General features: G+C 73.2%; 20 protein-coding genes. 12 read left to right on the top strand and 8 right to left on the bottom strand.

Features of this window, described 5'->3' with window-relative positions:
• Positions 1–122 precede the first annotated feature (122 nt).
• The gene (locus ACIRPH_RS13285; RefSeq protein WP_402913487.1) at positions 123–1,349 is read right to left on the bottom strand and encodes an ROK family protein; all 1,227 of its coding nucleotides are present in this window, start codon (positions 1,347–1,349) and stop codon (positions 123–125) included.
• Between the two features lie 114 nt (positions 1,350–1,463).
• On the opposite strand from ACIRPH_RS13285, the gene ACIRPH_RS13280 reads away from it, so the two are divergent.
• The 8 genes from ACIRPH_RS13280 (at position 1,464) to ACIRPH_RS13245 (ending at position 10,506) form a co-directional block, all read left to right on the top strand.
• Complete coding sequence (locus tag ACIRPH_RS13280) at positions 1,464–2,606, top strand: Gfo/Idh/MocA family protein (protein ID WP_402914752.1); 1,143 nt, start codon at positions 1,464–1,466, stop codon at positions 2,604–2,606.
• Positions 2,603–4,393, top strand: coding sequence for an ATP-binding cassette domain-containing protein (locus ACIRPH_RS13275; protein WP_402913485.1), 1,791 nt, complete (start codon positions 2,603–2,605; stop codon positions 4,391–4,393). The genes ACIRPH_RS13280 and ACIRPH_RS13275 overlap by 4 nt, the downstream gene beginning before the upstream one ends.
• Positions 4,390–5,463 (top strand): ABC transporter permease, encoded by a 1,074-nt coding sequence (locus tag ACIRPH_RS13270; RefSeq protein WP_402913482.1) that lies wholly within the window; start codon positions 4,390–4,392, stop codon positions 5,461–5,463. The genes ACIRPH_RS13275 and ACIRPH_RS13270 overlap by 4 nt, the downstream gene beginning before the upstream one ends.
• On the top strand, positions 5,460–6,527 hold the full coding sequence (locus ACIRPH_RS13265) for an ABC transporter permease (RefSeq protein ID WP_402913479.1): 1,068 nt from the start codon (positions 5,460–5,462) through the stop codon (positions 6,525–6,527). Before ACIRPH_RS13270 ends, ACIRPH_RS13265 begins: the two co-directional genes overlap by 4 nt.
• 2 nt (positions 6,528–6,529) lie before the next feature.
• Positions 6,530–7,735: a substrate-binding domain-containing protein gene (locus ACIRPH_RS13260; RefSeq protein ID WP_402913476.1), complete on the top strand. Its 1,206-nt coding sequence runs from the start codon at positions 6,530–6,532 to the stop codon at positions 7,733–7,735.
• Positions 7,736–8,587: a sugar phosphate isomerase/epimerase family protein gene (locus tag ACIRPH_RS13255; RefSeq protein WP_402913473.1), complete on the top strand. Its 852-nt coding sequence runs from the start codon at positions 7,736–7,738 to the stop codon at positions 8,585–8,587.
• 163 nt (positions 8,588–8,750) lie between these two features.
• Entirely contained in the window at positions 8,751–9,458 is a 708-nt protein-coding gene (locus tag ACIRPH_RS13250) for a hypothetical protein (RefSeq protein WP_402913471.1), read from the top strand.
• 43 nt (positions 9,459–9,501) lie between these two features.
• A complete protein-coding gene (locus tag ACIRPH_RS13245) occupies positions 9,502–10,506 on the top strand; it encodes a sugar phosphate isomerase/epimerase family protein (RefSeq protein WP_402913468.1) in 1,005 nt (334 codons plus the stop codon).
• Between the two features lie 103 nt (positions 10,507–10,609).
• Here ACIRPH_RS13245 and ACIRPH_RS13240 read toward each other — a convergent pair whose 3' ends face one another.
• From ACIRPH_RS13240 to ACIRPH_RS13220, 5 genes are all read right to left on the bottom strand, one after another.
• On the bottom strand, positions 10,610–10,855 hold the full coding sequence (locus ACIRPH_RS13240) for a hypothetical protein (protein WP_267948051.1): 246 nt from the start codon (positions 10,853–10,855) through the stop codon (positions 10,610–10,612).
• Positions 10,856–10,926: 71 nt separating this feature from the next.
• Positions 10,927–11,298 carry a hypothetical protein gene (locus tag ACIRPH_RS13235; protein ID WP_402913465.1) on the bottom strand — a complete coding sequence of 124 codons (372 nt, stop codon included), beginning with the start codon at positions 11,296–11,298 and terminating at the stop codon, positions 10,927–10,929.
• Positions 11,299–11,396: 98 nt separating this feature from the next.
• Positions 11,397–11,894, bottom strand: coding sequence for a hypothetical protein (locus ACIRPH_RS13230; protein WP_402913462.1), 498 nt, complete (start codon positions 11,892–11,894; stop codon positions 11,397–11,399).
• Between the two features lie 294 nt (positions 11,895–12,188).
• Positions 12,189–12,893 (bottom strand): carbonic anhydrase, encoded by a 705-nt coding sequence (locus ACIRPH_RS13225; protein ID WP_402913460.1) that lies wholly within the window; start codon positions 12,891–12,893, stop codon positions 12,189–12,191.
• A gap of 221 nt (positions 12,894–13,114) precedes the next feature.
• Positions 13,115–13,807, bottom strand: coding sequence for a carbonic anhydrase (locus ACIRPH_RS13220; RefSeq protein ID WP_402913457.1), 693 nt, complete (start codon positions 13,805–13,807; stop codon positions 13,115–13,117).
• 571 nt (positions 13,808–14,378) lie between these two features.
• On the opposite strand from ACIRPH_RS13220, the gene ACIRPH_RS13215 reads away from it, so the two are divergent.
• From ACIRPH_RS13215 to rsgA, 4 genes are all read left to right on the top strand, one after another.
• Positions 14,379–14,918: a TetR/AcrR family transcriptional regulator gene (locus ACIRPH_RS13215; RefSeq protein WP_402914750.1), complete on the top strand. Its 540-nt coding sequence runs from the start codon at positions 14,379–14,381 to the stop codon at positions 14,916–14,918.
• Positions 14,919–15,391: 473 nt separating this feature from the next.
• Entirely contained in the window at positions 15,392–16,243 is an 852-nt protein-coding gene (locus tag ACIRPH_RS13210; protein WP_402913455.1) for an MHYT domain-containing protein, read from the top strand.
• 143 nt (positions 16,244–16,386) lie between these two features.
• Positions 16,387–17,274, top strand: coding sequence for an MHYT domain-containing protein (locus tag ACIRPH_RS13205; protein WP_402913452.1), 888 nt, complete (start codon positions 16,387–16,389; stop codon positions 17,272–17,274).
• A 210-nt stretch (positions 17,275–17,484) separates the two neighbouring features.
• Positions 17,485–18,594, top strand: a complete 1,110-nt coding sequence (gene rsgA / locus ACIRPH_RS13200) for a ribosome small subunit-dependent GTPase A (RefSeq protein WP_402913450.1) — start codon at positions 17,485–17,487, stop codon at positions 18,592–18,594.
• Between the two features lie 142 nt (positions 18,595–18,736).
• On the opposite strand, the gene ACIRPH_RS13195 is transcribed toward rsgA, so the two are convergent.
• Complete coding sequence (locus ACIRPH_RS13195) at positions 18,737–19,660, bottom strand: TatD family hydrolase (RefSeq protein WP_402913448.1); 924 nt, start codon at positions 19,658–19,660, stop codon at positions 18,737–18,739.
• A gap of 83 nt (positions 19,661–19,743) precedes the next feature.
• Entirely contained in the window at positions 19,744–21,561 is a 1,818-nt protein-coding gene (gene metG / locus ACIRPH_RS13190; RefSeq protein WP_402913445.1) for a methionine--tRNA ligase, read from the bottom strand.
• Between the last annotated feature and the right edge of the window lie 86 nt (positions 21,562–21,647).

The raw sequence follows: 21,647 nt of genomic DNA, 5'->3' as shown, positions 1-21,647 counted from the left end.
GACGATTCAGATGTCCTCCGAAGTAGATCCTCATCCTGATCTCCTCATGGAGGGATGCGAGGAAGGTTCGCAGTCCGCATGGCACTCCGACGACCCGCCCCGTCCGGGAGCGGGGCGCCCCGTCAGCCGTTGACGAGGGTGTCGGCGTGGCGGGGGCTCAGGCAGTGCTCGATGACCATGACGGCCGCGCCGACCACGCCCGCGCCCTCCCCGGCGCGGGAGGAGACGATGCTCAGGTGCTCGGTGGCCAGAGGCAGTGAGCGCTGGTAGATGATCTCGCGGACCCCGGCGAGGAGGTGGTCGCCCGCGAGGGCGAGCGCGCCGCCGATCACGATGACCGACGGGTTGAACATGTTGACGGAGGCGGCGAGGACCTCCCCGATGTCGCGTCCGGCCTGGCGCAGGGCGCGCAGGGCGGGGACCGAGCCGTTGCGGGAGAGCTCCACGACGTCGCGGGCCCCCGACGCCGGGACGCCCGCCGCGGTGAGCGCGGCGGCCAGGGCCGCGCCGCTGGCGACGGCCTCCAGACAGCCGGTGTTGCCGCAGCGGCAGGGCTTGTCGCCGCCGCTCGGCACGTGGATGTGCCCCATGTCCCCGGCGGCCCCCTGTGCGCCCCGGTAGACGCTGCCCTCGCTGACGATGCCGCAGCCGATGCCGGTGGCGACCTTGACGAACATGAGGTGGCTGGCGTCGGGCCAGGCGGTGTGGTGCTCGCCGATCGCCATGATGTTGACGTCGTTGTCCACCAGGACCGGCACGTCGAGCCGGCCGCGCACGTGGCCGGGCACGTCGAAGTTGTCCCAGCCGGGCATGATCGGCGGGTTGACGGCGCGCCCGGTGGAGTGCTGGACGGGGCCGGGCAGGCCGATCCCCAGGCCGAGGAGCTCGCCGACCCCGCGGCCCGCGCCCTCGAGCAGTTCCGTGCCGTTGCCGACGACCCAGTCCAGAACGGTCTCGGGCCCCAGCGCGATGTCCAGGTCGGCGCGCTCCTCGGCGAGCACGGTCCCCGACATGTCCGTGAGCGCGAGGCGGGCGTGGGTGGCGCCGAGGTCGGCGGCGAGGACGACGCGGGCCCCGGGGCGGAACGAGAAGGTCGTCGGGGGCCGGCCGCCGGTCGAGACGGCCTCGCCCGCGGGTCCGATGAGTCCGCTGGCGAGCAGGGCGTCCACGCGCTGGGTGACGGTCGAGCGGGCCAGGCCGGTCACCGACGCCAGTTCCGAGCGGGTGCGCGGCCGGCCGTCCCGTAGGAGCCGGAGCAGGGTTCCCGCACCGGGTGCGGCGGTCGGGGCGGCGGCGCGCAGGTCCGTCACGCCTCGACTCCCCGGGTCAGTGAGCGCGTCTTCCGTCATGCGAACAGTGAAGCACAGGACTCCGGGCCACCCGGACCGCCTCTAATGTTCCCACGTCAGTCAACTTCTGCTTGACGATCGACATAAGTCGGGCGTACTGTTCGCCGCATGTCAGTGAGAAAGGTCACAAGCCTGGGTGAGGCAGTCGAACCCGGTGCGACCACGCCCAACGCCTACCGCGCCGCGGTGATCGGCACCGGCTTCATGGGACGGGTCCACTCCCACGCCGTCCGTGCCGCCGGCGGCGAGGTCGTCGGGGTCGCGGGCTCCTCGCCGGCCAAGGCGGAGGGGTTCCGGCTCGCCAACGGCATCGCCCACGCGCACGCCGACGCCCTCGAACTCATCCGCCGCGAGGACGTGGACGTCGTCCACGTCTGCACCCCCAACCACCTCCACGCCCCGCTGAGCCTGGCGGCCCTCGCCGCCGGGAAGCACGTGGTCTGCGAGAAGCCCCTCGCCACCGACGCCGACACCGCGAGGGGCCTCGTGGACGCCGCGCGGGAGGCCGACCGGGTCGCCGTGGTGCCCTTCACCTACCGCTTCCACCCCATGGCCCGCGAGGCCCGCGCCCTGGTCGCCTCCGGGTCGATCGGCCGCGTCAGCCTCGCCCACGGCGGCTACCTCCAGGACTGGCTCCTCTACCCGGAGGAGGACAACTGGCGGGTCGACCCGGAACTGGGCGGACCCACCAGGGCCTTCGGCGACATCGGCTCGCACTGGTGCGACATGCTGGAGTTCGTCACCGGCGACCGGATCGCGACCGTGTGCGCCCAGACCTCCCGCGTCAACGACACCCGGGACGGCCGCCCCGTCGCCACCGAGGACCTGGTGTCCTTCCAGTTCTCCACCGCCGACGGCACCATCGGCAGCGCGGTGATCAGCCAGGTCTCCCCCGGCCGCAAGAACCAGCTGGTGCTGGAGGTCTCCGGCACCGAGGGCTCCCTGGCCTTCGACCAGGAGCGGCCGGAGACCCTCTGGGCGGGCAGCCGCGGCCGCACCGGGACCATCACCCGCGACGACCCGGCGCTGAGCGCCGACGCCGCCCGCCTGGTCACCGTCCCGGTCGGCCACCCGCAGGGCTACCAGGACTGCTTCAACGCGCTCGTCCGCGACACGGGCGCGGCCATCGCGGGGCAGGCCCCGGAGGGCCTTCCCGTGTTCGCCGACGGCCTGCGCGCCGCCGTCATCGCCGAGGCCGTCATGACCTCCGCGCGGGAGCGCCGCTGGGTCGACGTCCCGGAGGTGGACGCGGTATGACCGCCTCCCCGCCGCCCGGCTCCGCGCCCCCCGCGCCCCCTCCCCCGGCCTCAGCGGAACCCCTCCTGCGGATGCGGGGGATCACCAAGTCCTTCCTCGGCGTGCGCGTGCTGCACGGCGTCGACCTGGACCTGTACCCGGGGGAGGTGCACGCCCTCGTCGGGGAGAACGGCGCCGGCAAGTCCACCCTGATGAAGGTGCTGGCCGGCGTGCACCGGGCGGACTCGGGCACCGTCGAGCTGGCCGGGTCCCGCGTCTCCTTCGAGCACCCCGTCCAGGCCCAGCGCGCCGGGGTGGCCACGGTCTTCCAGGAGTTCAACCTCCTCCCCGAGCGCACCGTCGCCGAGAACGTGTTCCTGGGCCGCGAGCCGCGCCGCAGGGGCCTCGTGGACGGCCGCGCCATGGAGCGGGCCACCGCCGCGCTGCTCGCCGACCTGGACCTGGAGGGCATCGCCCCCTGGACCAGGGTCCGGTCCCTGTCGGTGGCCGAACAGCAGATCGTGGAGATCGTCAAGGCGCTGTCGCACGACGCGCGCATCATCTCGATGGACGAGCCGACGGCGGCTCTGGCCGACCACGAGGTGGAGGTCCTGTACCGGATCATCGGCCGCCTGCGCGAGCGCGGCGTGGCCGTCCTCTACGTGTCGCACCGCATGAAGGAGATCTTCGACCTGGCCGCCACCATCACCGTCCTCAAGGACGGCGACCTGGTGGAGACGGTCCCGGCCGAGGAGACCGGGCCCGCGCAGCTGGTGCGCCGGATGGTCGGCCGACCGGTGTCGTCGGTCTTCCCCGAGCGCCTGGAGCCCCGCGGCGACCGGGTCGGCCAGGTCAGGCTCTCGGTCAGGGGCGGGGGCAACGGCCAGCTGGACGGGATCGGGTTCGAGGTGCGCGGCGGGGAGATCCTGGGGCTCGGGGGGCTCCAGGGCAGCGGCCGCACAGAGGTCGCCCACGCCCTGTTCGGCATCGCCCGCTTCACCCGCGGCGAGGTCGCGGTGGACGGCAGGCGGATCGATCCCCGCTCCCCGCGCCGGGCGGTGCGCGCCGGGCTGGTCCTGGTGACCGAGGACCGCAAGGCGCAGGGGCTGGCGCTGAACCAGTCCGTCACCGCCAACGGCCGCCTCGTCCTGGACGCGGTCCTGCCGTTCGGGTCGGCGCGCCGGGTCCGGCGGCTGCCCGGCATCCTCTCCTCCCTGGAGCTGGTGACGCGCGGCGGCAACGACCAGGAGGTCCGGTACCTGTCGGGGGGCAACCAGCAGAAGGTGGTCCTGGCCAAGTGGCTGGCCACCGAACCCGGCGTGATCGTCCTCGACGAGCCGACCCGCGGCATCGACGTGGGCGCCAAGCAGGCCGTCTACCGGCTGATGCGCGAGCTCGCGGCCTCCGGGGCGGCGATCGTGCTGATCTCCTCCGAACTCCCCGAGCTGATCGGGATGGCCGACCGGCTGGTCGTCCTGGCGGACGGCCGGATCGCGGGCGAGCTCCCCGGGGGGTCGAGCGAGGAGGCGGTGATGGCCGTGGCCACCGGTTCCCCCCGCGATCCGCGGGAGGACGCCCCGGCGGTCGAGGACCCCCGCGTCGCGGCCGTGCGCTCCGGCGACGGGCCCCGCTCCGGCGACGGTTCCGACCGGGCCGCCGGATCCGCTGCCCCCGGCCCCCGCTCCGACCACGACCCCGGCCCGTCCCCCGGCGCCGCGCGCCACGGCGACAGCGGCCACGGGCCCGGCCACCGCCCCGGCTCCGACGGCGGCGGCTCCCCCGCACGGCACGAGGAGGCCGCACCGTGACACGCGCCACCACCTCCGTCCGGGGCCTGTGGTCCCGGCTCGGCGCCACCGGCCCGGTCTACCTGGCCCTGGTGCTGCTGCTCGCGGCGAGCGCCGTCTACGTCGCCGTGCGCGGCGGCAACCTGTTCACCACCGCCAACACGGTCGACCTGTTCACCCGCAGCAGCCTGCTCGGGTTCCTGGCCATCGGCCAGACCCTCGTCATCCTGTGCCGGTCCCTCGACCTCTCGGTCGGCTACGTCGCCGCGCTCTCCACGGTGGTCGCGGCGACCACCATGGCGGGCGACCCCTCCCGGATCCTGCTCGGCGTCGGGGCGGCCCTGGGCCTGGCCGCGCTGATCGGCCTGGCCAACGGCCTCGTGGTCACCCGGCTGCGGGTCAACCCGTTCATCGCCACGCTGGGGATGGGGCTGATCGTCAAGGGCTACCTGGACACCAACTTCCAGGGCCCCGCGGGGTCGATCCCCGCCGCCTTCCAGACCTTCGGCTACACGCGGATCGGCTTCCTGCCGGTCTCCACCCTCGTCATGCTGGGCCTCGCCGCGGCCGCCGTGCTGTTCCTGCACCGCACCCGCACGGGGTACCACATGTACGCGGTCGGCGGCGACGCCGAGGTCGCGCGGCTCTCCGGCGTCCGCGCCGGGATCCCCACCGTCACCGCGCACGTGCTGTGCTCCGTCACCGCCGGGGTGGCGGGCCTGCTGCTGGCCGCCAGGTTCGGCACCGGCAGCGCCACGGTCTACGGCAACGGCTACGAGCTGGAGGCCATCGCCGCCGTCGTCCTGGGCGGCACCTACCTGCTCGGCGGGCGCGGAGGCGTGGCCGGGACGATCGCCGGGGTGTTCATCCTCGCCACGCTCGACACGGTGTTCAACGTGCTGGGCGTCGACCCCTTCGTCAAGGACGTGATGCGCGGCGTGATCGTCATCGCCGCCGTCGCCGTCTACGCCCGGGGCCGGCACTCGCGCGCCGCCGTCCGGGTCCGCTTCCCCTCGGGCGGGGCCCCTCCGCCGCCCGCCCCCGATCCCGGGCCCCGCCCCGAACCGGAACCCCTGGGAGGCCGCCGATGACCGCGCCCACGCCCGCACCCCCCGCACCCCGCGGACGCGTCCCGGGCGCGCTCGTGGCGCTGGGCAGGGGAGGAGCCCCGACCGTCGCCCTGCTGCTGGCGCTGATCTTCGCGGTCATCGCCACCCAGAACCCGTCGTTCTTCGAGGGCCCGCCGCTGATGGCGTTCGCCAAGAAGGCCGCGCCGCTGGTGATCCTCGCGATCGGCCAGTACCTCGTGATCGTCTCCGGCGAGTTCGACCTCTCGGTCGGCTCGCTGGTCGGGGCCCAGGTGGTGATCGCGGCCCGCCTCATCGACGGGGAGGAGGCCGCGACCCTGCCGGTGATCGGCGTGATGCTGGCCTTCGGCCTGCTGGTCGGCCTGGTCAACGGCCTCGTCACGACCCTGCTGAAAGTGCCCTCGATCATCACCACCCTGGGCACGATGCTCATCCTGTACGGGGCCGTCCGGTACTGGACGGGGGGTGCGCCCACCGGCGCCCTGTCGGAGGCCTTCCGCGTCCCCGGCCGGGGCGGCGTCGAGGACCTGCCCTTCCTCGGCCAGCTCCCGTGGGCGCTGGTGATCGCGGCCGTCGTCGCCGTCGCCGGGGTGCTCCTGATGCGCTCCCCCTACGGCCGCTCCCTCATCGCGACCGGCGACAACGACGTCGCCGCGGCGTTCTCCGGGGTGCGGGTGTGGCGGGTGCGCACGCTGGCCTTCGTCGGCTCCTCCCTCCTGGCCACCGTCGCCGCGATCCTCATCGGCGGGTACGCCGGTGTCACCGCGCAGGTCGGGCAGGGCCTGGAGTTCACCGCCATCACCGCCGTCGTCCTGGGCGGGGTGGTCCTCGGCGGAGGCCGCGGCACGGTGGTCGCCGCCGTCCTGGGCGCCGTCACCGTGGAGGCGCTGTTCACCCTGTTCAACCAGCTCTACCTGCCGTCGACCATCCAGCCGACGGTGCAGGGAGTCATCATCATCGCCGCGGTGGCCTATGCGGCCCGCCGGGGCGACCTTCGACTGCCGGAGCGCCTGCGACGGCGACCGGACCATCCGACCGAGCGGCCGCTCGGCACTTCCAGGAGGTAACCATGCGCGTCCCCCGCGTGCTGCTCGCCGGCGCCGCCGGCCTGACACTGATGCTCACGGCGTGTACGACCGACGTGCCGGAGGACGGCGCCGCCGGCGAGGAGGGCGGCAGCGAGCTCGCCCCCAGCGAGGAGTGGTTCGACCAGGCCGAGTACGACGCCCAGCTGGCCCAGCGCGAGATCGCCCCGGAGGGCCCCGAGGACGAGCCGTGGATGCAGGCGATCGAGCCGGAGTGGATCGACACCTCCGGGTTCGCCCACGACTCCCCGGAGGACGCCACCCTGTGCTTCTCCAACGCCTCGGTGTCCAACCCGTGGCGGGTCACCGGCTTCATCACCATGGAACAGCAGGTGGAGGCCCTCCAGGAGGAGGGCGCCATCGGCGACTTCCGGGTGTCCGACGCCGCGGACGACGACAACCAGCAGATCTCCGACATCCAGGCGTTCGTGGACTCCGGGGACTGCGACGTCATCATCATCTCGCCGTCCACCACCGCCACCCTGACCCCGGCGGTGGAGACCGCGTGCGAGAGCGGTGTCCCGGTCGTGGTCTTCGACCGCGGGGTGAACTCCGACTGCATGGTCACGTTCATCCACCCGATCGGCGGCTACGCCTACGGGGCGGACGCCGCGGAGTTCCTGGTCGACAACCTGGAGCCCGGCTCGAACGTGCTGGCGCTGCGCATCCTGCCCGGCGTCGACGTCCTCGAGCACCGCTGGGCCGCCGCCCAGGAGATCTTCGGCGCCAGCGAGCTCAACGTGGTCGCCGACGAGTTCACCGAGGGCGACGGGGCCAGGATCAAGGACCTGGTCTCCCAGCACCTCCAGCGCGGCGAGATCGACGGCATCTGGATGGACGCGGGCGACGGCGCCGTCGCGGGCCTGGAGGCCTTCGAGGACGCGGGGCAGCCCTACCCGGTGATCGCGGGCGAGGACGAGCTGAGCTTCATGCGCAAGTGGGACGAGGAGGGCCTCACCGCCATCGCGCCGGTCTACTCCAACTTCCAGTGGCGTACCCCGGTCCTCGCCGCGAGCATGATCCTCGCCGGCGAGGAGGTCCCCTCGGAGTGGATCCTCCCGCAGTCGCCCATCACCCAGGACGAGCTGCCCGAGTACCTGGAGCGCAACGCGGACATGCCGTCGCTGCACTACGCGAAGTTCGGCGGCGAGGACCTGCCGGGCTTCCCCGAGGCCTGGACGGACCGGTAGATGCGCGCGCTGGGGGTCAACACCTGGGTGTGGACGTCGCCCCTGACCGACGCCGGGCTGGAGCGGATCGCCCCCCGCGTGGCGGGGTGGGGGTTCGACGTGATCGAGCTCCCGGTCGAACAGGTCGGCGACTGGGACCCCCGGCGCGCACGGGCGCTGCTGGACGGGCTGGGGCTCGGCGCCACCGTCGTGCTGGTCATGGCACCGGGGCGGGAGCTCGTCGCCACCGACCCGGCCACACGTTCGGCCACGCAGGACTACCTCAAGCGGGTCGTGGACGCGGCGGCGACGGTCGGCTCCCCCGTCGTCGCCGGCCCGGCCTACGCCTCGGTCGGCCGCACGTGGAGGCTGTCCCCGGACGAGCGCCGGCGGACCGGTGCCGAGCTGGTCGAGGGGCTCGCCCCCGTGGTCGGGCACGCCTCGGCCGCGGGGGTCTGTGTGGCGGTCGAACCGCTCAACCGGTACGAGACGAGCCTGGTCAACACGGTCGACCAGGGGATGGCCGTGCTCGCGGACCTGCCGGCCGAGCACTGCGGCCTGGCCCTGGACCTGTACCACATGAACATCGAGGAGCAGGACGTGGCGGCGGCGATCGGCCGGGCCGCCGGGCGGATCAAGCACGTGCAGGTGTGCGCGAACGACCGGGGCGCGCCGGGGGCCGACCACCTGGACTGGCGCGGCATCCTGACCTCGCTGGACGCGGCGGGTTACGACGGCCCCCTGGTCATCGAATCGTTCACGGCGGACAATGCCAGCATCGCCACGGCGGCCTCCGTCTGGCGACCCCTGGCGGCGTCGCAGGACGCGATCGCCGTCGACGGCCTGGCCCACCTGCGCTCACTGACCTCCTGAAGGGAGACGCCGTGCTTCGGAGCGAACCGCTCGCGGCCGTGACCGCACCACGGACCGCGGCGCCCGGGCCGGGCCGGAGACCATCACCCCCGCTCGGTGCCGCGCTCACCGGAAAGCGCCATCTGAAGTCGGGCGGCTCCACTCTTCCCGAGGAGACGTCACGATGTCCGCACGCAAACCCCCCTCCGACACGGTGCCCGAGACGCAGGTCGGGGCAGCCCCCGCCACGGCCGCCACATGGTGGCTGACGGCCTGCTCGCTCGTCCTGGTCGGCGCGCTCGTCGCCGCCTCCGTGGTCTTCCTCGGCCGTGAGGGCGCCGGCTCCGCCGCCGCCCCAGCCGGGGAGGCCGCCGCACCGGTCGACGACCTCGTCGAGCACACCCGCATGGCCGTGGAGGGCCTGACCCCGATCGTGGAGGACATGGAGGAGTTCCTGCCCACCGACGGATCGCACCCGCCGCTGGACACGACCGACGCCGCGACCGTCAACTCCTGGCGGACCGGCGTCCAGGAGGCGGCGGGGCACTTCGGCGACCCGCCGTCCGACGGGTCCTCCCACAGCGTCGCCCACACCGGGCTGACCTCGTCCGTCCGCCTCCTGTCCATGGCGGTGGAGACCTATGCCGAGGCGGCCCAGGCCGAGGACGAGGAGCTGCGCATGGACGTGCTGCACATCGCCATGGACCTGCGCAACGAGGCGGTCGTCACCTGGTCGGCCGCCGCCACCCAGCTCGACCTGCTGAGCCTGGAGGCCGGCGGGGAGCACGTCCACCTGTACCTGCCCGCCGTCCCCGGCGCGCTCCTGCCCGACGGGGCCGAGGAGGGCGGCGGGGACCCCGCGCCCGAGGACGGGCACGGCGACGACCACTGACCCGCAACCCACCGACGACCCCCCGACCACGGAGACAGCGAACATGCCGCGACCAGTCACCCTTTTCACCGGCCAGTGGGCCGACCTGCCCTTCGAGGAGGTGTGCTCCCTGGCCTCCTCGTGGGGCTACGACGGCCTGGAGGTCGCCTGCTGGGGCGACCACCTCGACGTCACGCGGGCCGCCGTGGACGACGACTACGTGCGCGACAGGCTCGGCGTCCTCGAGCGCCACGGCCTGGGCCTGTGGGCGATCTCCAACCACCTGCTCGGACAGGCGGTCTGCGACGACCCCATCGACCACCGGCACCGGGACATCCTGCCCTCCCGCGTGTGGGGCGACGGGGACCCGGAGGGCGTGCGGCGAAGGGCCGCCGAGGAGATGAAGACGACCGCCCGCGCCGCCGCGAGGCTCGGCGTGTCCACGGTCGTGGGCTTCACCGGTTCGGCGATCTGGAAGTACGTGGCCATGTTCCCGCCGGTGGGCGAGGACGTCATCGAGGCCGGGTACCGGGACTTCGCCGACCGGTGGAACCCCGTCCTGGACGTGTTCGACGAGGTGGGGGTGCGGTTCGCGCACGAGGTGCACCCCTCCGAGATCGCCTACGACCACTGGTCCACCCACAAGGCCCTGGAGGCCGTCGGCCACCGGCCCGCGTTCGGCCTGAACTGGGACCCCAGCCACATGGTGTGGCAGGACATCGACCCGGCCGGGTTCCTCTGGGACTTCCGCGACCGGATCTACCACGTGGACTGCAAGGACACCCGCAAGCGCACGGGCAACGGCCGCAACGGCCGGCTCGGCTCCCACCTTCCGTGGGGCGACCCCCGCCGGGGCTGGGACTTCGTGTCGACCGGGCACGGGGACGTCCCCTGGGAGGACTGCTTCCGCACGCTGAACGCGATCGGCTACGAGGGGCCGATCTCGGTGGAGTGGGAGGACGCGGGCATGGACCGCCTGGTCGGGGCGGCGGAGGCGGTCGACTTCGTCCGCTCCCACGCCTACGACCCGCCGGAGTCGTCCTTCGACTCGGCCTTCGGCTCGGGCTGAGGGGACCGCCCGGCCGCACCCGCGCCGGGCCCCGGGCCGTCCCTCCCCGCGTCCTCCCGGGGAGGGGCGGCCCCGTCTCCGTCGGGGGCCGCGGCGGGCCCGGTCACATCATGGGGGCGATGACCACGCGGAAGCGGTCGCCGTCACCGGTGCGGACGTCGCGCCGGAAGTCGTTGACCCGGTTGACGGAGGTCTGCACGGCGTCGCCGCGCAGGGCCCCGGTGTCGGCGGTGGGCAGGTGCTGCCGCACGGCCAGGACCGCCTCGTCGACCGACATGGCCGTCCTGTGCTGCTCTGGGGTGACGTGCAGTCCGTCGTGGGTGAGGCGGCTGATCACGATCCGGAACATACCGGGCTCCCTACGGCGTCGGGGGGGTTGACACCGGCATTCTCCCCCATCGCCTCGGCCCCTGGGAATGCTCAGACCTCCAGATCCCCCTCGATGCCCTTGAGCCGGTGTCTGGCCAGGGCGAGGTTGCCGCGGGCCCGGTCCAGCGCCAGGTACAGGAAGAGGCCCTGCCCCTTGCGGCTGGTGAGCGGCCGGATGACGTGGTACTGGCCGGACAGGGTGATGAGGATGTCCTCGATCGCGTCGTTGAGGCCCAGCTGGTCCATGGTGCGCATCTTCGCGCGGACCACCTCGGTGTTGCCCGCCGCGGCCACCGTGAGGTCGAGGGTGTTCGTGGACGCGAGGGTGCCCAGCGCCATTCCGCTGCTGTAGTCGACGACGGCGGCGCCGATGGCCCCCTCGATCTGCATCATTTCCTTGAGACCGGATTCGATGTTCGGCATGTCCTTCTCTCTCCTGGGTGTAGGTCGGCGCTGAGCCTTCAGGTCGGCCATCCATCGGCGAAGCCCCGGAACGCCCCGCCGGGGCGAGGCTCCTGAGGTCATGCGACCCCCACGTCCGGCCGGTCGGCGGACAGGGTGCGGAGCGCGGTGAGGACCCGTTCCAGGACCCGGCGGTCCACGGACACGGCGGCCCGGGCGGGGGGACGGTCGGGGTCGCCTCCCCGGCGGGGTGGCAGGTCGCCGCCTTGCCGGGGGCGCGGCACCGCGGCCGTGCGGGCGAGCCGCCTCAGGCGCCGCAGGGCGTAGCCGAGGTTGCCCTCGTCCCTGGCCATCCACACCTGGAGGCACAGGTCGGGGTCGTCGAGCACGGCGAGCAGCAGGCAGCGGTCGGTCCCGGTGACGACCATGTCCTCCAGGTCCCCGACGGCCCACAGCGGACCGCCGTGGACGGCCCTCAGGATCGCCTCGGCGTCGTCGGAGCGGTCGTCCGCGCCGACGCGCGCCAGGGTGCGTCCGCCCCGCCAGTCGACGAGGCCGACACTGCGCACTCCCGGGGTCTGGAGCATCTCCCGCATCTGCTGGTCGAAGGCGCGCACGGCGGTCCTTTGCGAGAAAGGGGCCGTTCGGCGACCGGCCCGCTGTGAATCAGGCAGTCCTTTGCGGACACCACGAGAATAAGGCTATTCTCGCGAATCTGCAGGTTTTTGCGTCATGTGTTTTGTTTTGCCTGATAGGAGGCCATGCGAGTTATTTACTGCCGTAAATCCCTCGAGTGGAATGTGTCTTCCAGACCCGAGAACGACAGTGATCGACCGGAAGTATCCGGTCGATCACCTTTTTTGTCCTGTGCGGCTTTCAGGCCCTACGCCCCGGAACGGACGTCGGCGGCGTCAGAGCCAGGACACCGCCGAGGTCTCCAGGTCGTACCGGGCGGGGACGATGTCCAGGCGGCCCGTGTCGACCAGGTCGCGCAGGTCGGCGTCCTGGCGGAGCAGGCCGGTGATGTACTCGGCGTTGGCCCGCACGCAGGCGTCCACGAAGTCGCCCCCGTCGTCCGGCGTGGACTCGACGACCGGCAGGATCTGCTCCACGAGGTAGCCGACGTGGCCGTGCGGGACCTGCCCGGTGCGGTGCGCCTCCACGGCCGCGCCGACCGCTCCGCAGGAGGCGTGGCCGAGGACGACGATGAGCGGGACCGCCAGGTGCTCGGCCGCGTAGCTGATGCTGCCGAGGACGGAGGAGTCCAGGACCTGGCCGGCGGACCGGATGGTGAAGAGGTCGCCGAGCCCCCGGTCGAAGACCAGTTCCGGGGCGACCCTGGAGTCCGCGCACCCGAGGACGACGGCGAACGGGTCCTGCCCGAGCGCCATCTCGGCCCTGCGGGCCGCCCCCTCGTGGGGGTGGCGGGAGGCGATGCGCTTCCAGCGGCGGTTGCCCTCCTTGAGGAGCCGGAGGGCCGAGGCCGCGTCCTGGGGTCCGGGGGAGGGCGAGGGCATGGGGACCGCCCAGGCGGAGGCGGAGGCTGCGGTGGCGACCGCTGCCCCGACTCCGCCGATGAGGGATGCGCGTAAGGCGCCGCGACGGGTGATGGCCATGGGGGTTTTCCCTTCTCGACTAGCGACATTAGAGACCAATGTCGCCAAACGAGGACCAAATTACCCTTATGCCGCCAACCTCTCCAACCTCTTTAACGAATCCCTTGCGCCACAGAACGCCACTCAGAAAACGACAATCACAACCGCCCCAATTCGGACGGACGAACGGCCGCCCGGGATTCCCCGTGCGGCCGTTCGCCCGTCCTGGTCCACCTGCGCCTTCACCCGCTCCGGGCTCTCTGCTCCGGGATCCCCCCTTCGCCCCCGGACGCGTCGTCCAGCCACTCCACGCGGGAGCGCCTGAGGTCGTAGCGCGCGGGTTCGACCTTCATGCGCCCGGCCGCGACCGCCTCCCGGAGGCCGGGCTCGTGCCGCAGCTGCTCGGCGACGGCACGGGCGTTGGCCCGCACGCAGGCGTCCAGGAAGGCCTTCTCCGTCCCCTGCTCCGGCACCGTCTCCACGACCTCCAGGACCTGCCCCACGAGGTAGCCGAGGTTCCCGGGCGGCAGCTCGCCCGTCCGGTGGGCCTCGACGGCCGCCTTCACGGCCCCGCACGAGTCGTGGCCCAGCACGACCAGGAGCACCGTGTCGAACGCGTCCACCCCGTAGACGAGCGTGCCGAGCACCGACGAGTCCAGCACCTGGCCCGCCGACCGGGCCGTGAACATGTCGCCGAGCCCCTGGTCGAAGACCATCTCGGGGGGCACGCGGGAGTCGGCGCAGGACAGGACGGACACCCGGGGCGCCTGGTGTTCGAGCAGTTCGCGCCTGCGTCCGGAGCCCTGGCGCGGGTGGACGGAGCCGAAGGTGCGCCACCGGGTGTTGCCCCGGTCGAGCCGCTGCCGCCTGCGGTACGCGTCGTGGCCCTCGGTGATCGTCGCCCTCCGTGGGGCGGCGTTCTGGACGATCGCCATGCTGCCTCGCTCAGGGTCGGGTGGGCGCGGGCGCCGTACCGCCCGCACCTGTGACGATGAGGCCGAAGCTACGCCCGCGCGGAGCGGCGGACAATCCCGCAGGGGCAATCCTTGGGGCAAGCGTGTCTCACCCCGGGCGGTGGGCGGAGCCCCTCGGCGGAGGCCCCGGACGGGGCGGGCCGCCGCGGGTACGGGGCCTGCGGGTACGGACGGCACGGGCCCAGCGGGCACGGGCACGGGCGGCCCGGGCAAGGACGACACGGGCCCAGCGGGCACGGGCGGCACGGGCACGCACCCTGCAGGCACAGGCGGCGCGGGCACGGACCACACGGGCCCAGAGGGCACGGGCGTCGTCCGCCTGCCATCATCGACCGACCGTTCGTCAAGTCACCGCGTCCTCGCGCGGACCCCCGGACACGAGGGCGGCTCCCGGCCGAACCCGCGCACCGGCGCCCTCCACCAGGTAGATTCGACAACCGTGTCCCGAACTTCCCCTCCCGAATCAGCGTCCTCCCGCCGCGGGGCGGGACGGCGGCGCTCCGGCCGCCCCGGCCACGACGCCGACTCCGTCCTGCGCGTCGCCGCGCGCGTGTTCAACGAGCGCGGGTACGACGGCACGAGCATGGAGGACCTGGCGCGCGCCCTGGGCGTGACCAAGTCGGCGATCTACCACCACGTCACCGGCAAGACCGAACTGCTGCGCCGCTCCCTGGACCTGGCGATGGACGCCCTGTTCGCGGTCACCCGCGAGGAGGCCTCGACGACCGGCCCGGCCATCGACCGGCTCGACCACGTGCTGCGCGGCAGCGTCCGCGTCCTGGTGGAGGAGCTGCCCCACGTGACCCTCCTGCTGCGCGTGCGCGGCAACACGGAGGTGGAGAAGCGCGCGCTGGAGCGGCGCCGCGAGTTCGACCACCTGATCGCCGACCTGGTGCGCGAGGGGATCGTCGACGGCGACATCCGCAGCGACGTCGACCCGGCGGTCGCCGCCCGCCTGCTGTTCGGCATGGTCAACTCGCTGGTGGAGTGGTACAAGCCGGACCGGGGCCTGGCCTCGGAGGAGGTCGCCGACACCCTCGCCCGGATCGCCTTCGGGGGCCTGCGCGCCTAGCCGGCGCGACGCGGAGCCCCCGCCCTGCTGCGCGTCGCCCCAGCACGCCCCTCGCGGCGTTCTCCTCCGTCGACAGGACCCCGCCACGACCCCTTCTTCGGCCTTGCGGTGCACGCACCGGATGCGCCGCTCGCGACGGACGGCGTCCACGGAACACGCCCTGGGAGCGCGACGCGGAGCCCCCGCCCCCGGCGGCCCTGCTCCCGTGGACGGCCCCGGCGCCGGTGTCCGCCACGGGCACGGGACCGCGGCCGGGGCGGCGGCGGACGCACCCGGAGCGGCCTCCCCGATGTGTTTGGCGTCACAGAGACCACGGCTACCGTCCGCCACATGCCCTCAGGACCAAGGACCCTTGCGCCGCGACCGCCCGCCGTGGTGGGACGGTACGGCCCGAACCCGTCCCCGACCGGCGCCGGTCTCCCTAGGATTGGCCTGAACAGGACTCCTTCCCCACACCCCCGGAGCCGCAGGCCATGGTCGAGCACTTCACCCACGGGGCCCTGACCCCCGCGGTCGCCTACGCGGTGTCGGTCATCGGCTCCTTCGTCGGCCTCATGTTCGCCGCCCGCGCCCGGAACACGCGCGGGGCCGGGCGCGGTACCTGGCTGGTGTTCAGCGCCCTCTGCCTCGGCGGCACCGCCGTGTGGTCGATGCACTTCATCGCCATGCTCGGGTTCCACGTCCCGGGCCTGGCGATCCGCTACGACCCGGCCCTCACCGTCGCCAGCGGCCTCCTCGCCGTGCTGGCCATGGGGCTGGCCCAGTACCTGACGGTCATCCGCCGCGGGACGGGGTGGCTCCTGGCGGGCGGCGCCATCGCCGGGAGCGGGATCGTCGCCATGCACTACCTGGGCATGGCGTCCATCAACATGCACGGCCACCTCGGACACGACCCGCTGTTCGTGGGGCTGGCCGGCGCCGTGGCCCTGCTCGCCGCGACCGCGGCCCTGTGGTTCACCCAGCGGCTCAGGGGCGTCGTGTCGATCCTGCTCGCCTCCCTGGTGATGGGCGTCGCGGTGACCTCCATGCACTACACCGGCATGTTCGGCGTGCACGTCACCGTGGACGAGACCCGGAACCCGGGCACGGTCCCGGGCTCGACCGCCCCGGAACTGCTCCTGCCCCTGGTCGTGGGCCTGTTCGTCTTCCTCCTGGTGTGCAGCCTCCTGCTGATGCTCGGCGTCGACGACTCCGAGCCGCGCCGCGCGTCGCGGACCGCCCGGCGGGACGACCGACCCGCGCCCGCCCCGGCGCTCCCGGGCGGGGAGAAGGGCCGCTACACCGCGCGCCACAGCACCGGCAGCGCCTGGGACCGGCCCGCCTGAGACCTTCGAGGCGGCCACCGTGGAGATGAATGGCCACATCAGGCCACTCTGGTTTCCCCAAACCCCTGGTGCCCCATCCTGACCATCCCTACTATCCATAACCTGGGTTGATTTGTGACCCAGGTCATAGAAAGTAGCGAGTTGTGGTCGATCTCCCCACCCAGGACTGGCTCACCCCCCTCATCGCCTTCACGGTCTCGGCCATCGGTTCGTTCCTCGGTCTGGCTTTCGCCGCCCGTGCCCGCCGGTCGAAGACCTTCACGCGGTGGCAGTGGCTGGCCCTGGCATCCCTCTCCCTCGGCGGCATGGCGCTCTGGTCCATGCACTTCATCGCCATGATGGGGTTCTCCCCCACCGGCACCTCGGTCCGCTACGACGCCCTGCTCACCGTCGTCAGCGGCGTCATCGCCGTCCTGGTCATGGGCGTCGCCCTCACCATCACGATCTCCCGGCGGAGGACGTCCACCCTGCTGCTCGGCGGGCTCGTCGCCGGGGCCGGCATCGTCGCCATGCACTACACCGGCATGGCGTCGATGAGCGTCCACGGCGAACTCCACCACGACCCCGTCTACATCGCGCTGGCGAGCGCGATCGCCCTGGTCGCGGCCACCAGCGCCCTGTGGTGCGCCTCCCGGCTGCGCGGCATGGCCGCCATCCTCCTGGCCTCGCCGGTGATGGCCGTCGCGGTGACCTCCATGCACTACACCGGCATGCTGGGGGTGCACATCGAGCCCTCACGCCTGAACCGCTACGGCCCACCGCCCGGGGCCAGCACCACGGACCTGCTGCTGCCCATGATGACGGGCCTGTTCGTCTTCCTGCTGGTCTGCAGCCTCTTCCTCCTCCTCGGGGTGGACGAGGAGCGCCCCGACTACTCACGGCGCCCGGTCCACGCGACCCCCGCCCCACCCGACAGCGAGCACGTGACCGACGCCGGGTACCGGCCGCGCCACGGCGCGGCCCCCTCCCCTGCCGCCCCGGCCCCGCCGGCGCGGGCCCCGGAGGACGACGTGTGGACCAGGCGGCGCTGAGCCGCCGCGCACCCCGGAAAACCACTGGAGCCCGCGGGCCCGCCGGTCCTAGACTCGGCGGGCCCGCGGGCGTCGTGCACCGAACGGCGACCGACGACGGAAGGAAGAGCGATGACCGACTCTGCGAGTGCCACCCTCCCCGCCTTCCCGTTCGTCCGCGAGCCCTGAGGGAACCGCCCTCCGGACGGCTCGCCTCCCAGAGAGACCGCCGTGAGCACACCACGTACCGACACGCCCGCCTCCCACCCGCTGACCCGGCTGGGCTGGAACCCGCGTGTCGAACACGCCTTCGACACCCTTTCCCACGCGAGCGGGCACACCCTGCTCCCCGCACGCGTGTCCTCCTCACGCCGGGGCGGCGCGCTGGTCCGCCTCCCGGGCGAGACCCACGCCGACTACGGCCCCGCCCTGACCAGGGCCGCGCGGGAGGACCCCTCCTCGGCCCCGTGCGCCGGCGACTGGGTCGCCGTACGCCGGTCCGGTGACACCTGGCTCGTGGAGGCCGTCCTCGAACGCTCCACCAGCCTCGTCCGCCAGGGCGTGGCCAAGGACTCCCACGACCAGGTGCTGGCCGCCAACGTCGACGCGGTCCTGGTCTGCGAGGCCGCCGACCAGGGGCCCAACGTGGGCCGCCTGGAGCGCTTCCTCAGCCTCGCCTGGGCCTGCGGCGCGACCCCGGTCGTCGCCGTCACCAAGTCGGAGCTGGCCGGGGACCGGCTCCCCGAGGTCCTCGAACTCGTCCGGGCGGTGGCCGCCGGCGCCGACGTGCACGGCGTCAGCGCCCACACCGGGGAGGGACTTGCGGAGCTGGCCCCGCGGTTCCTGCCCGGCTCCTCGTGGGTGCTGCTGGGCACCTCCGGGGCGGGCAAGTCCAGCCTGGTCAACGCCCTCGCCGGACAGTCCCTGATGGACACCGGGGAGGTCCGCCAGGACAAGCGGGGGCGCCACACCACCACCCGCCGCCAGCTCCTGGAGCTTCCCGGCGGGGCGCTGGTCCTGGACATCCCCGGCGTGCGGCGCATCGACGTGCCGGGCGACCCGGGAGGCGTCGACCGGGCCTTCGCCGACGTCGGCGAACTCGCCGGGCGGTGCCGTTTCCGGGACTGCTCCCACGGGTCCGAGCCCGGTTGCGCGATCACCGCCGCCGTCGACGAGGGCGAACTGGACTCCGAGCGGCTGGCCCGCTGGAACCGGCTCCGCCGCGAGGCCGAGTGGAACAGCGCCCGGGGCGACCAGCGCGTGCGCGCCGAGCGCAAGCAGCGGTGGAAGGCCGCCGACCGGGAGGCCCGCGCGAACGCCCGGCTCAAGCGCGGCCGCTGACCCGCCCCGCGGACGCGGCGGGTCCACGGCCCGGCGGCCTCCTCGGACGCGGCGGTTCCCTCCCCGGGCGGGGAGGGGCCCGCCGCCCGGCGGGATCCGCGCCTTCCGGGGCGGTACGGGGCGCCGGCCCCCGGAGGCCCCCTCAGAAGCCGAAGGCGCGGCGGGCGTTGCCCGCGACGATCCCGGCGAGCTCGTCCTCGTCCATCCCCTTGACCTCGGCCAGCAGGCGCAGGGTGTGCGGGATCAGGTACGGGGCGTTGGGGCGCCCCCGGTAGGGCTTGGGCGTGAGGAACGGGGCGTCGGTCTCGACCAGCACCAGCTCCGGCGGCGCCGCCGCGGCGGCCTCGCGCAGCGACTCGGCGCTGGCGAAGGTGACGTTGCCGGCGAAGCTCATGAAGTACCCGTGCTCGGCGCACACCCGGGCCATGCCGGCGTCACCGGAGAAGCAGTGGAAGACGACGCGCTCGGGAGCGCCCTCCTCGGCCAGAATCCGGAACACGTCGTCGTGAGCGTCGCGGTCGTGGATCATCACGGCCTTGCCGCGGGCCTTGGCGATGGCGATGTGGCGGCGGAACGACTCCTCCTGCGCCCGCGTCCCCTCGGGCCCCGTGCGGAAGGCGTCCATGCCGGTCTCGCCGACCGCCACCACCTGCGGCAGGGCGGCCAGCTCGTCGATCCCGGCGAGCGCCTCCTCCAGCCCCTTGAAGCCCGCCGGCTCCCGGGCGGTCCCGGCCCAGTCGGTGTCGTCGGGCTCCACGCCGGGGGCTCCGTCGCCGTGCACGATGCGCGGCGCCTCGTTGGGGTGCAGGGCCACCGCGGCCCACACCTTCCCCGGGTGCGCCGCGGCGACCTCGGCCGCCCACCGCGACGACGGCAGGTCGACGCCCACCTGGACGAGCGGGGTCACCCCGACGCCCTCGGCGGCCGCGATGACGTCCTCCACGGCCGGGGCCTGCATGTCCATGTGGGTGTGGCTGTCGGCCACCGGGACGCGCAGGGGCTCCGGTACCGGCGGAGGGGTCTGGTCGTTGCGCTCCCTGACCGCTCTGCCGCTGCGCTTGCCCATGGTGTTCACGTTCCTTCGCGAAGGCGCGCCGACGGGCGTGGCCCGTCGGCGCGGTCGTCCTGCTTCCCGGCCGTCGTCCGGGACTACTCTGCGGGGTTCTCCAGGCGTGCCAGCTCCTCGTCCACGACGGACGGGTCGAGCTTGGCGAACAGCGGCTCGGGGCGGCCCAGCGGCGTGCCCGGCACGATCGGCGTGGACTCCCAGCGCGCGGCATCCCCGGCGTAGTCGCCGGTGATGACCAGGTAGTCCACCGCCTCCTCCGAGCCGCCGACGGTGTCGTGCCCGGTGTCGAGCCGGGGCATGCCCGTCCAGGTCCCGGTGCCGCCGAGCATCGCGTGCACCTTGTTGGCCGACTCCGGCAGGTACGGCGTCAGCAGGGTGTTGGCGTCGTGGACCAGCTGGAGGGCCACGTGCAGGACGGTGGCCATCCGCTCGGGGTCGGTCTTCTTGAGCGCCCACGGGGCCTGGTCGGAGATGTACTTGTTGGCCTCGGCGACGGTCCGCATGGCCTCCTGGAGGCCCGCCTTGAACTGGGAGCGCTCCAGCCGCTCGCCGACCCGCGCGAACGCGCCCCTCGACGCCTCCAGCACGGCCCGGTCCTCGTCGGTGAGCTCGCCGGCCGCGGGGATCTCCCCGAGGTTCTTGGCGGCCATGGAGATGGAGCGGTTGACCAGGTTGCCCCAGGCCGCGACCAGCTCGTCGTTGTTGCGGCGCACGAACTCGGACCAGGTGAAGTCGGTGTCCTGGGTCTCGGGGCCGGCGGCCATGATGTAGTAGCGCAGCGCGTCGGCCGAGTAGCGCTCCAGGAAGTCGCGCACGTAGATGACGACGCGGCGCGAGGAGGAGAACTTGCGCCCCTCCATGGTGAGGAACTCGCTGGAGACCACCTCGGTGGGGACGTCCAGCCCGCCGAGCGGTCCGGCCTCGCCGCCCCGGTCGCCCCGGCCCGAGGCCCCCAGCAGGATCGCCGGCCAGATCACCGAGTGGAAGACGATGTTGTCCTTGCCCATGAAGTAGTAGGACCGGGCCTCGTCACTCTGCCACCAGCGCTTCCACGCCTCGGGCTCACCGATCCGCTTCGCCCACTCGATGGACGCCGACAGGTAGCCGATCACCGCGTCGAACCACACGTACAGGCGCTTGTTGGCGTTGTCGCTCCAGCCCTCCAGCGGGATCGGCACGCCCCAGTCGAGGTCGCGGGTGACCGCGCGCGGCTGGAGGTCGTCCACCAGGTTCAGGGAGAACTTGAGGACGTTGGGCCGCCACTCGCCCTCCTTGCCCGTGAGCCAGGCGGTGAGCACCTCCGCGAACGCGGGCAGGTCGAGCATGAAGTGCTCGCTGTCCACGAACTCGGGGGTCTCGCCGTTGATCCGCGAGCGGGGGGAGATGAGGTCGATCGGGTCGAGCTGGTTGCCGCAGTTGTCGCACTGGTCGCCGCGCGCGCCGTCGTAGCCGCAGATCGGGCAGACGCCCTCGATGTAGCGGTCGGGCAGCGTACGGCCGGTGGACGGGGACACCGCGCCCTTGGTGGTGCGGGTGAACACGTACCCGTTGTCGTACAGCGTGGTGAACAGCTGCTGGGCGACCGCGTAGTGGTTGCCCGTGGTGGTGCGGGTGAAGAGGTCGTAGGACAGGCCGAGGGCGACGAGGTCCTCGGAGATGATCCGGTTGTAGCGGTCGGCCAGCTCGCGCGGGGTGACGCCCTCCTGGTCGGCCTGCACCTGGACCGGGGTGCCGTGCTCGTCCGTGCCGCTGACCATCAGCACGTGGTTGCCCGACATTCGCTGGAAGCGGGAGAAGACGTCGGAGGGGACCCCGAAGCCGGACACGTGGCCGATGTGGCGCGGTCCGTTGGCGTAGGGCCAGGCGACCGCGGTCAGGATGTGGCGATTCGACGACATGCCCCAAGCCTAAAGCCGCCGGGGGCCTGCCCCGCACCTCATTTCTCCCGCTCGCGCGCCCTCGGCCCGCGCCTTTCCCGGCCGGG

Origin of the sequence: Nocardiopsis sp. NPDC101807 (genome assembly GCF_044766605.1) — a bacterium.
GTDB classification, from domain to species: Bacteria; Actinomycetota; Actinomycetes; order Streptosporangiales; family Streptosporangiaceae; genus Nocardiopsis; species Nocardiopsis tropica.
The sequence above is the reverse complement of the archived record's forward strand: the minus strand, read 5'-3'. Positions and strand labels throughout refer to the sequence as shown.

Coding starts and splice junctions, on each gene's coding strand:
- ACIRPH_RS13285 (WP_402913487.1), bottom strand. CDS start 1,349: ATGACGGAAGACGCGCTCACTGACCCGGGGAGTCGAGGCGTGACGGAC.
- ACIRPH_RS13275 (WP_402913485.1), top strand. CDS start 2,603: ATGACCGCCTCCCCGCCGCCCGGCTCCGCGCCCCCCGCGCCCCCTCCC.
- ACIRPH_RS13265 (WP_402913479.1), top strand. CDS start 5,460: ATGACCGCGCCCACGCCCGCACCCCCCGCACCCCGCGGACGCGTCCCG.
- ACIRPH_RS13260 (WP_402913476.1), top strand. CDS start 6,530: ATGCGCGTCCCCCGCGTGCTGCTCGCCGGCGCCGCCGGCCTGACACTG.
- ACIRPH_RS13255 (WP_402913473.1), top strand. CDS start 7,736: ATGCGCGCGCTGGGGGTCAACACCTGGGTGTGGACGTCGCCCCTGACC.
- ACIRPH_RS13250 (WP_402913471.1), top strand. CDS start 8,751: ATGTCCGCACGCAAACCCCCCTCCGACACGGTGCCCGAGACGCAGGTC.
- ACIRPH_RS13245 (WP_402913468.1), top strand. CDS start 9,502: ATGCCGCGACCAGTCACCCTTTTCACCGGCCAGTGGGCCGACCTGCCC.
- ACIRPH_RS13240 (WP_267948051.1), bottom strand. CDS start 10,855: ATGTTCCGGATCGTGATCAGCCGCCTCACCCACGACGGACTGCACGTC.
- ACIRPH_RS13235 (WP_402913465.1), bottom strand. CDS start 11,298: ATGCCGAACATCGAATCCGGTCTCAAGGAAATGATGCAGATCGAGGGG.
- ACIRPH_RS13225 (WP_402913460.1), bottom strand. CDS start 12,893: ATGGCCATCACCCGTCGCGGCGCCTTACGCGCATCCCTCATCGGCGGA.
- ACIRPH_RS13220 (WP_402913457.1), bottom strand. CDS start 13,807: ATGGCGATCGTCCAGAACGCCGCCCCACGGAGGGCGACGATCACCGAG.
- ACIRPH_RS13210 (WP_402913455.1), top strand. CDS start 15,392: ATGGTCGAGCACTTCACCCACGGGGCCCTGACCCCCGCGGTCGCCTAC.
- ACIRPH_RS13195 (WP_402913448.1), bottom strand. CDS start 19,660: ATGGGCAAGCGCAGCGGCAGAGCGGTCAGGGAGCGCAACGACCAGACC.
- metG (WP_402913445.1), bottom strand. CDS start 21,561: ATGTCGTCGAATCGCCACATCCTGACCGCGGTCGCCTGGCCCTACGCC.